Source organism: SAR324 cluster bacterium (assembly GCA_029245725.1).
Lineage (GTDB): Bacteria > SAR324 > SAR324 > SAR324 > NAC60-12 > JCVI-SCAAA005.
Genome location: JAQWOT010000112.1, coordinates 1 through 1,919 on the forward strand (window position 1 = coordinate 1; position 1,919 = coordinate 1,919).

2 protein-coding genes are annotated in these 1,919 nt (G+C 44.5%); both read left to right on the forward strand.

Annotated elements, in window-relative coordinates:
- Positions 1 to 394: 394 nt before the first annotated feature.
- Positions 395 to 553: a hypothetical protein gene (locus tag P8O70_05015; protein ID MDG2196238.1), complete on the forward strand. Its 159-nt coding sequence runs from the start codon at positions 395 to 397 to the stop codon at positions 551 to 553.
- Positions 554 to 922: 369 nt separating this feature from the next.
- The coding region (locus P8O70_05020) for a hypothetical protein (protein ID MDG2196239.1) at positions 923 to 1,919 on the forward strand (997 nt) is incomplete at its 3' end.

Sequence of the window (1,919 nt, forward strand, 5' to 3'; positions counted from 1 at the left end):
CTGATGGGGGGGGGGGTAAACATCATCAACACAAAGTAAGCCCCCACCTCAACAAGCTATCCTCAAGTATCATCCAAGCTAATCCAACACTCTGAGTGTTCTCTCAGGAAAGAGACCGCCGGAAACAGCCAGGTTAGTCAAAAGGTCCCAAATGTCGTGGAAAGCAAAACAAAAGGTACTGTGAGTAAGCTACTTACAGAGTGGTAGACAGATTTTACAGAAGAGAATAGATACTCCACACACAAATTGAGATGGCTAATTTGAGTGATCAACATTAGCAAAATTAAGCCCCCCAGGTATTCAAATGGACTTTGATAAATTGACGCTTTTCATTACAAAACGAAAATGAACGCTTACGTGCTGTAAAAACAAGCACAACTACTTGAAAACGAGAATGAATCCATCGTTTTTAAAGAATTTCAATTCTGGTACTACCCTTGCAGTAAACCTATTTAGAACCATTCTTTCCCTACACGAACCAGACCTGACTCTTGGCTTCGTCAAGGAAGATTGGGAATCCAAACTTGGTTTTGCGCATGGTAGTGCTCATTGAATTGAAGGTTCAGCAAATGAGATTTTATAAATTTCAGCTTGCTTTTCAAGGGTTAGGGTCTATCATTGCCTCCTTGTAATCTAAGTAGATATGTTCTGACATTGATGGGTCTTTAAGTTCCTAAGTCAGAACGGACAAGGTGATTTCCGCGGCCACGCAGAAATGTGAGGAAAAATGAGTTGTCTTCCCCTGCTAACAGGATTCATAGGCAAACCAGTTTTTCCTAAGCTTCACAGGATCGATCAAAAAGATTCTGCCCACGGGAAATGTGAACCTAAGGAGCGGGTTGCTCATTGTTCTTCGGTGAAACTGAGAGGGTTCTCCGTAATTTATGACTTCTTTGAAGGATATGTGTTTATGAAGCCGAACATGATTAAAAAGTGGAGCATTGCCTTACTCGTGGCCGCCGGAGCTGCCGGCCTCACTGGCTGTGAGGGAATGAGAGTCGACGATGGGGCAGCCACTGCCACAAATAATGGGAATATTGAGAACAGGACAACCCTAAAGACGAATCTTTCTGGAGTAATTGTTGATGACTTCGGAATGCCCGTTCAAGGTTTTACTGTCAGTGCATATGGGCGGACGACCACATCTGATGCAGATGGACACTGGGTGATGAATGACGTACCGGTCACAGGCGTAACAGTTAATTCCACAGCACAAAATTTAGAGCAAACTAATCTCTCTACCACTGGCAGAATCTATGTTTCTTACCAGAAAGAAGGGTATGCAACATATCACAGCCGTATCGATAATGCTCAGGCAGTCATAACTCATTATGGCACCGCTGGAGGAAATCCAAACAGCATCGTTGTCAGCAACCTAGTTGCTTCTGATCGTGTCAAAATTCCTGCTCTTATCAACAGTCTGACGGGTGTCTTGATTGACAAAGGTACCCTCTGGGACGGCACTGTCGGATCTTATGCAACAGCCTCAGCAGGAGTTCAAGTACGCTTGGTGCCTGAAGTTCAGGCGAGTGATACAGCAGCTGGTTGGGCACTTTACGGTGGTAGCAGTTGCCAAACCGAGTGCGGTTTCTTCGGACTACCCGAATACGTAACACAAACTGATGCTAACGGTGCATTCACATTTGGCAAAGTTGCAAAATTAGATGGCGGATATGTACTTCGTATAGACAATTACGGCTATCGTGCCAGTGAGCGCCCTAACGATGTCGCAGGATTCAGTTACAACTGGAACGCCAACAATGCAAACAGCATCTACAACGGCAATTTTACGCCGCTCACTGTCACCCAAGGTGAGTGGGAAATTACAAATGACAAACTCGGTCTCGGCTTTGACGTTCATGGATCAAATTCTATCGACAAGCTAATCAATCTTGGACCACTTTACATTCAGGATTATC

Bases quoted from the DNA above. Each gene is read 5' to 3' on its own strand.
- P8O70_05015 (MDG2196238.1), top strand. From the start codon at position 395: ATGAATCCATCGTTTTTAAAGAATTTCAATTCTGGTACTACCCTTGCA.